Below are 7264 nucleotides of genomic sequence, written 5' to 3' on the forward strand. Positions count from 1 at the left end.
TGCCATGAAGAAATTCTTTGAAATGGCAAAAAAGCAACCATGGTTTGCCAACACGGTCTTTGTTATCTTGGCGGATCATTGCGCTTCAAGTGCCGGTAAAACGGAGCTTCCGGTTGATAAATACAGAATTCCTGCTATGATTTACAGTCCGGGGTTTATACAACCAGGACGTTACACAAACCTTATGTCGCAAATTGATATCATGCCAACCGTTTTTGGACTATTAAACTTTAATTACCAAAGCAAATTTTTTGGACAGGATGTACTAAAACCAGAATACAGGCCGCGCGCATTTATTGCTACTTATCAGGATTTGGGTATGATAAAGGACAATGTATTGACCATATTATCCCCTAAACAACAAGTAAAACAGTTTCAGTTAACGTTATTGCCAAAAGAAGGTGTTGAGGATGATTTCCAAATTTATTACGACCAAAAACCTCTGGATAAAGAGAGAACTGATTTAGTCAATGAAACCATTTCAATCTATCAAACGGCTTCGGATGTGCTGAAGAAAAAGAAATACCAGAAAAATTAAAAATGAAAAAGCCTATGAAAATATCTCACAGACTTTTTTTATGCTGGTTCGGGATTATCTATTCCGCGTCTTTGTCGCTTTCTATTCCGAACAACTCTCCTTTTTTGAAAAGTTTCTTGTCTTTTTTCAATGCTCTACAATTGCGCTTCGTAAGTTCTTTTGCATCCAAATTACTCAAATCAGGTTTACCGGCATTTACCCATGCCGTATACCAAAAACTAGCCGTTGCCGTGACTGCTTTCTTCATTTGGCTTTCCACCATACCGTCCAATGCTTTATGAAATTGTCCAGCATACTCGTCTGTGTATCGTACGCCGTTGTATTTGTTTTTAACAACATTACCTTCCGCATCGGTTACAAAGATTTGGTTTTTGGATAAAGACGTTCGCAGTCCTTTATCTGCCGCTAATAACGCAGGTACTAAACTATGTGTATCATATATCATGTCCCAAGTAGCCTTGTCAACATCTTCGTAATAATGCGCTGCAGCTACAGTGAATTTATAGTCTTTTACGAACAGTTCAGGCAATCTGCTTTCCCATAACGAATGGATTCCTTTTTGATCCGTAAGTTGACCATCGTGATTGTCTGAGGTATGCAAAGGCATATGTGCATCTGCAATGTAATGCCCCAGGTCTGCAGCAATAAACAAGATTTCTGATTTACGTTTTTCCTTAAATGCAGTTGTCAACTTGCCCATCATGTCCTGAATGTGCCAAGGAAGGGTTCCGTTTTTAGACAAAAACTTGTCATCATATTTTTTTTTAGCTTCAGCCATGGTTTTAGGGAAACTATCCACAGAACCAAAATTTTCCATATCAAAGTAATGCCTTGGATTCTCTGCCCTATCTTGCAAAATGTATTTACGCAAATCAGGAACGGTGGACTCTTGGGTAATGAAGTCGATATGGTTGTAAAAGAACGTCTGAAGCGGTTGAGGCAATGCCATAACTGCGGCTTTATTAATTCTTTCATGACCTACAATTCCCCAAGATACGGTCAGAAAACATATAGCCACTACGGTTAACATCACTATCCTACGCTTAAACTTGATATTTTTCATTACATTTATTTTTTTTGTGATACAAATATATTTTTTTTTTGTACGATTCAAACATAATAGGTTTAAGATTACATTAATTTTAAAAAAACATTTACAACTATGTTTCGGCATCAAGGAAAAAACAGAACTTTCATTCACAATCTGCGTTTGGCCACTTTACTTTCATTCGTTGCCGGAATCGTAAACATCACTGGTGTTCTGGCATTGAAAACTTTGACAACAAATGTCACGGGACATTTTGCGTTTTTTGCGGAGGAAGTGATTAAACAGGATTATGCCGCCGCGATCACCTTTTTCTTTTTCACCATTTTCTTTTTACTTGGAGCGTTTAGCTCCAATTTTCTGGCTGAATTGGTGGCCATAAAACAGCCCGATCTATTGCATGTGATACCAATTTCATTGGAGATAGCGATTCTAACTTCGGTCGGTTTTTTTGGAATGGAAACTGATTTGTCTTCCTTTGAGGGGAAATGCATCGCTTTTTCGATGCTTTTTTCCATGGGAATCCAGAATTCGCTGGTGACAAAAATATCGCAATCCACGGTACGAACGACCCATCTGACCGGATTGTTTACCGACTTGGGCATCGAATTATCCCAATTGTTCTTTTACAAAAAGCAAAACGAAAGAAAGAAACTGAATGCCAGCATTTATTTGCGACTGTCCATAATCGCCTTCTTTTTTATAGGTTGTATTTCTGGAGGTTTCATTTATACTTTTCTTGAGATGAAGACACTTTTTGTCGGCGTTCTTTTTCTTTTAATCGCGCTTATGTATGATTACATTCGTTTACAATTCTTCGTAATAAAAAGAAAAAACTCTCACCTACCATTTAATTAAAATACATAATTGACGCCAAGCTGGCAACCGCGATAAACCCCCAAAGCAAAATTCCTTGCAACAAAGGCTTAACGCCAACCGTTTTAATAATTTTCCAATTTAAACCCGCTCCAATAAGGAATAAAGTGAAGGTAAGTCCAATTTTAGCGACAGAGACCAAATAAGGAGATATGATCGCCGTTTGTGAAAAAAAAGTGTTCATCATCATTGCCAAAATAAACAAGCCTATAAAGTAAGGGATTTTGATTTTACTTTTCTGGTTCTTAAATAATGAAGCGGTAATCAAAGCAACGGGAATAATCCATAGCGCCCTGGCCAGTTTTACTGTTGTGGCGATTTGGAGCGCTTCGGCCCCATATTTGTTGGCTGCTCCCACCACCGAGCTCGTGTCGTGAATAGCTATAGCACACCATAAACCAAATTCTTGCTGTGACAGATCTAGATAGTGCCCTACGGCAGGAAATAAAAACAGGGCGACCGAATTCAGAATAAAAATCACCCCTAAGGCAACCGAAGTTTGTTTTTCATCCGATTTGATCACAGGTGCAATGGCGGCTATCGCACTACCTCCGCAAATGGCGGTTCCACAGGAAATCAGGTGCGATGTTTTCTTTTCGATATCAAGCCATTTACCAATACAATAACCTAAAATCAATGTGCTAAAAATAGAAGCAACGGTAAATAAGAAACCCACTTTCCCGACCGCTAAAGCACTGTTCACATTCATCCCAAAGCCCAAGCCAACAACAGAAACCTGCAATAAAATATTCGTTGCTTTATGGTTCAAGTATAAAAAGGGATGTCCTGATAAATTGGCAACAATTAAACCTAATAAGAGCGCAATTGGAGGAGATATAAAACCCGACAAGCAGACTAAACCCAATAAAACAAAAATGATTTTTTGATGTGATTTTTTAATTTCAAAAAGGGAATAAGACTTGTCTGAAACTATGTGGGATTGGTTTTCCAAAGTGAAGCTGTTGATTTATTACTCAACAAAGATGTAACTATTGAATGATATTTACCAATCGTATTAAACAATCTCTTATAACTTTAAATTATAATGACTGCATATGCTTTTTAAAAACAGTTCTGAAAGCGCATCTGTTTTGCCTTGTAAACTGATGATATAAAAATACCTTACCATATTCAGATTGTTTACATCCAGTATGGCTAGTTCATTATTTTTTAATTCTTTTTCAATGGCATGAATCGATATAAAAGCAACACAGTCAGAATTCATCAAATAGGATTTAATACTTTCTGTACTTCCCAATTCCATTTCTATCGTAAGCTGCGATAACTTTATATTTAAATGTTTTAAAGCATGCTCAATAACTTCCAGTGTTCCAGACCCATGCTCACGCATTAAAAAATTCATCTTCAAAAGATCTTCTTGCGTTATTTCAGTTTTGGAAATTAAAGCGTTTTTAGAATTACATACCAATACCAATTCATCCTTTAAAAAGGAAGTGTATTTAATTGTTTTCTTCTTGGATTGTCCTTCAACAATACCAATCTCAATTTCTTTATTTAAAAGTGCATTTTCTATTTGTTCCGTGTTCCCGTTTCTTAAGTTCACCTTCACATCCTTCAAATTTTGATGAAAATGGGCTAATAATGGCGGAATAATATATTGAGAAATGGTCGTGCTTGCCCCTATTCGCAACAATCCGCGTTGCTGATTTATAAGTGCACTCATGTTAAAATCAATTTCCCTGTAAATTTCAAAAATTTTATTGGTGTGGCTCAGCAAAAGTCTGCCAGCTTGGGTAAGAGAAATTTTATTCCCATTTCGGTCAAAAAGTTTGATCTTATATTCTTCTTCCAGTTCTTGAATGTGCTTAGAAATAGCAGGTTGAGTAATGAATAATTCCGCGGCTGCTTTGGTAAAACTGAGTCGGTTCGCGACGGTATAGAAAACTTTAAGTCTAAAATCCATAATTATTCCTTTTCATTAATTTACAACAAACCATTGTATTTCCTTACAAACCACTCGGCAGAAAGAAAAACGGCGATCAAAACCAACAGCCAATACCAATCTACCAAAGGAGAGCGCGTCACATTGCTTTTTTGTATGGATTTGTAGCTTTCGTCAGCGAGAAGCGAATCGATCAATTGATCTGCCTGATCTGAAAAATAGACCTCTCCTTGTGTTATTGATGCCAATTGCTTCAGTTTTTCGACGTCAGGATTAACAAACTGCTTTTCTATATCAAAATCCAAAATCTCGAAACGACCGGAATAGCTTGTTTTAGAATTGAGTTCCGTTACTTTAAAATTATAATTTCCGGCAGCAAGTCCGTCCAAATTTACTTTATAGGAATTGTCGCTTTTCAACAGATCATAGTTCTTGGCTTGCTTGCTTTCTGCATTGATAACTGAGATGTTCAAGCGCGCATTTTCATCAAACTCGTAGTTTTTATTGAAATACTGCGCGCTGATTTCAATCGCTTCTCCAGAATTGTAGAAACTTTCATGATTGACGATCAGTGATTTTTTGGAATTATTGGAGGCCAAAAATTGTATTGTTTTATCGATAAAAACATCGAATTTGTCAAAAGACTGGTTTTCCATATGGCTCTGCAGTCGCCATTTCCAACTATTTTCACCCAAAAGAAAGGCAGTACGTTTCCCTTGATTTTCAACAAAAGCCATCAAAGGCATTTTGGTATCCAGGTTTCTTATTTTTGAATACAGCAAAACGGAAACTGCACCATTAGCTGATATTGTGCCATAGTTGTTTTCTAGCGGAGGGAAATTTTCAAAACCAATATTATCAAGGGCAAAGAGATTAAACTGTGGATTGAAGCCAGCCAAATAATCTTCTTTCTGACTACTAATTTTAAAATCCAAATTATTTTGCTGCTGGTTTAAAAAAGAAAAATCAGTATTCGTTCCGGTAATTACGAATGTATTAATACCTGCCGATTTGTTCTCTTCAAAAATCGATTTGAATTCAGCAGTTGGTTGGTATATAATTAATATATTAAAATCACGTAATGATTTTATTTCTTGCGGTTTAAACACAGTTACCTTACGTTGTGCATTCGACTCAATTGCTCGCTTGATAGCACCCAGATCAGGATGGTTTATAGCCGAAATGATGGCGACATTTGTCTTCTGGTCCATGACCTCGACTGCAAAGTTTTTGATGTTATTGTAAGTGTTCAACTCCTTTTCTTTGGAAGAGATTCGAGCTTTGAAAACTTGCGAACCCACTTTGTTTGCCGGCAGCAGCACATGAATTACCGCTGTTTTTTTGGACGGCGAAAAAGAAATAATTTCCTTGGTTAAAACTGAATTTCCTTGCGAAATGGTAAAATCGGCCGTTACGTTTTTGTCCCCTGAATACTGCAAAAACACTTCCACAGGAAATTTATTTTTGTAAAAAGCATATTTATTGACATTGAGCTGGTTTATTTTCAGGTCCAATACCTTAGTGGTGTCTCCGAGGACTATGGGAAAAACTTTATTAGAGGTATCAAAGCTATACACATAATCGTTCCCGGAAGTTTGATTCCCATCTGTGATGATGATCGTTGGGAATATTTTATTTCTATTGCTGTTCCTGAGATTTTTGGATATCAGATCCAAGTTGGTTTGTGTGCCCTTGAAATCAAATTTCTCAGACGGCTCAAATTCGCTGTCAAATCGATAGGACTGAACATCGTATTTCTCCTGCAATCTTCTATCACTGGCCAAAGCATTATACAATTCAATGGCCTTTTTATCCGCATTCAAAGCCGCAATCGAGCTTGAATTGTCGACCACGATGGACAAGGGAGGTTTGACTATTTCTTCTTCATTTTTGGTGATTATGGGATTAACCAGCAACAACAGTAGCCCGAAAACGGAAGCGAAACGCAAAAAAGCCAAAAACAAAATCAACTTCGACTTGTTTTTGGCTTTGTAATAATATTGAAAAAATGACAAACCGCCAGCGACTAATAATGAAAGTATTACCAATAGAACTGTGTTTGTGGTCATTCTTTTTTATTTAAATATACTATAAATTCCGAACTTTATTTCATTTAAAATCCTTCATTTATAATTTAAAAAATAATTTTAAGTAAGCATTCCTCCGCACACATTCAATACTTGTCCGGAAATATAGGAACTCATATCTGAAGCCAAGAAAAGACAAGCGTTAGCAACATCTTCAGTAGTTCCGCCGCGTTTCATAGGTATTCCGTCTCTCCATCCTTGAACCACTTCGTCATTCAATTTTGCGGTCATCTCCGTTTCGATGAATCCTGGTGCGATAGCGTTACAACGAATATTACGAGATCCCAACTCCAATGCCACCGATTTGGTAAAACCAATAACTCCGGCCTTAGACGCGGCATAATTCGTTTGGCCGGCATTTCCTTTCACTCCGACTACACTACTCATATTGATGATCGAACCCGAGCGTTGTTTGAGGAAAGTTCTCTGAACCGCCTTTGTCATGTTGAAAACTGATTTCAAATTTACGTTTATAACCTTGTCAAAATCTTCTTCTGACATACGCATCAGCAAGTTGTCTTTAGTGATTCCCGCGTTATTGATCAAGATGTCAATGGTGCCAAATTCAGCGATAACGGCATCAACCATCGTTTGCGCTTCGTTAAAATCGGCGGCGTTTGACTGGTATCCTTTCGCTTTGATTCCCAAAGCATTCAATTCGTTTTCTAATGCCAAGGCTGACTCTACAGATGAACTGTAAGTAAAAGCAACGTTCGCTCCGTGTTTTGCAAAAACTTCCGCTATTCCTTTTCCAATTCCGCGACTTGCGCCTGTTATGATGGCCACTTTTCCTTCTAGTAATTTCATATTCGAAA

The 7264-nt window shown here is 37.3% G+C and carries 7 protein-coding genes; 2 read left to right on the top strand and 5 right to left on the bottom strand.

The window, feature by feature from the left end; genetic code table 11:
• A partial coding sequence (locus VIH09_RS06040; protein ID WP_331578910.1) for an LTA synthase family protein occupies positions 1-538 on the top strand: 538 nt, incomplete at its 5' end.
• 58 nt (positions 539-596) lie between these two features.
• On the opposite strand, the gene VIH09_RS06045 is transcribed toward VIH09_RS06040, so the two are convergent.
• Entirely contained in the window at positions 597-1601 is a 1005-nt protein-coding gene (locus VIH09_RS06045) for a zinc dependent phospholipase C family protein (protein ID WP_331578911.1), read from the bottom strand.
• 99 nt (positions 1602-1700) lie between these two features.
• On the opposite strand from VIH09_RS06045, the gene VIH09_RS06050 reads away from it, so the two are divergent.
• Positions 1701-2441: a YoaK family protein gene (locus VIH09_RS06050; RefSeq protein ID WP_331578913.1), complete on the top strand. Its 741-nt coding sequence runs from the start codon at positions 1701-1703 to the stop codon at positions 2439-2441.
• Here VIH09_RS06050 and VIH09_RS06055 read toward each other — a convergent pair.
• From VIH09_RS06055 to fabG, 4 genes are all read right to left on the bottom strand, one after another.
• Complete coding sequence (locus tag VIH09_RS06055; protein WP_414656143.1) at positions 2434-3393, bottom strand: YeiH family protein; 960 nt, start codon at positions 3391-3393, stop codon at positions 2434-2436. The two genes, VIH09_RS06050 and VIH09_RS06055, sit on opposite strands and share 8 nt — an antisense overlap.
• Before the next feature lie 93 nt (positions 3394-3486).
• Positions 3487-4383 carry a LysR family transcriptional regulator gene (locus tag VIH09_RS06060; protein WP_331578917.1) on the bottom strand — a complete coding sequence of 299 codons (897 nt, stop codon included), beginning with the start codon at positions 4381-4383 and terminating at the stop codon, positions 3487-3489.
• Between the two features lie 20 nt (positions 4384-4403).
• On the bottom strand, positions 4404-6431 hold the full coding sequence (locus VIH09_RS06065) for a hypothetical protein (protein ID WP_331578919.1): 2028 nt from the start codon (positions 6429-6431) through the stop codon (positions 4404-4406).
• A gap of 78 nt (positions 6432-6509) precedes the next feature.
• Positions 6510-7256: a 3-oxoacyl-[acyl-carrier-protein] reductase gene (gene fabG / locus VIH09_RS06070; RefSeq protein ID WP_331578921.1), complete on the bottom strand. Its 747-nt coding sequence runs from the start codon at positions 7254-7256 to the stop codon at positions 6510-6512.
• Positions 7257-7264: the final 8 nt, after the last annotated feature.

This window comes from Flavobacterium sp., assembly GCF_036515215.1.
Classification (GTDB): domain Bacteria; phylum Bacteroidota; class Bacteroidia; order Flavobacteriales; family Flavobacteriaceae; genus Flavobacterium.

What these genes read in the sequence shown, in the direction of transcription:
- VIH09_RS06050 (WP_331578913.1), top strand. Translation starts at nt 1,701, where the DNA reads ATGTTTCGGCATCAAGGAAAAAACAGAACTTTCATTCACAATCTGCGT.
- VIH09_RS06045 (WP_331578911.1), bottom strand. Translation starts at nt 1,601, where the DNA reads ATGAAAAATATCAAGTTTAAGCGTAGGATAGTGATGTTAACCGTAGTG.
- VIH09_RS06065 (WP_331578919.1), bottom strand. Translation starts at nt 6,431, where the DNA reads ATGACCACAAACACAGTTCTATTGGTAATACTTTCATTATTAGTCGCT.
- VIH09_RS06060 (WP_331578917.1), bottom strand. Translation starts at nt 4,383, where the DNA reads ATGGATTTTAGACTTAAAGTTTTCTATACCGTCGCGAACCGACTCAGT.
- fabG (WP_331578921.1), bottom strand. Translation starts at nt 7,256, where the DNA reads ATGAAATTACTAGAAGGAAAAGTGGCCATCATAACAGGCGCAAGTCGC.